1 protein-coding gene is annotated in these 536 nt (G+C 44.6%); it reads left to right on the top strand.

Going from position 1 to position 536, the window contains the following annotated elements:
• The coding region (locus ACS8FD_RS24060) for a cob(I)yrinic acid a,c-diamide adenosyltransferase (protein WP_439277697.1) at positions 1 to 430 on the top strand (430 nt) is incomplete at its 5' end.
• Positions 431 to 536: the final 106 nt, after the last annotated feature.

The raw sequence follows: 536 nt of genomic DNA, 5'->3' as shown, positions 1-536 counted from the left end.
CACTCAAGCGCTAGTGGTGCTTCAGCATCTATTATTCAACATCGGTGGCGAGCTTGCTATGCCAGAATATGAAGGTGTTAATCCTGCTCATATAGACTGGTTAGAACAACAAATCGATGCGATGAATACTAGCCTGCCGCCGCTAAAGGACTTTATCCTGCCTACAGGTTCATTATTGGTCAGTCAATTGCATGTAGCACGTAGTGTGTGTCGCCGTGCTGAGCGCCAAGCTGTGCTATTACAGCAAGAGCATCCACAAGCCATTCGCAGTACTGCGCTTAGCTTTATCAATCGTTTATCTGATTGGTTGTTTGTCGCTGCACGTTTTTGCACGGATCCAAGGCAGATCTCTGAGGTACTGTGGGACAGTCAAGTCTTAGAGAACGTTGTCATCGATCATAAAAACATCCGTCAACCTGATGATCAATGAACGTATATTATATGCAAAACGCCTACAACTTATGCTAGTTGCAGGCGCTATTTAGATTTAGAGCAAGGAATCTAGCAGTTAATAGGTTGCGCTTTCATCTTCCACA

It is taken from the genome of Psychrobacter sp. 1U2 (genome assembly GCF_051847575.1).
Note: the sequence above shows the minus strand (reverse complement) of the source record. Positions and strands in the feature narration are given on the sequence as shown.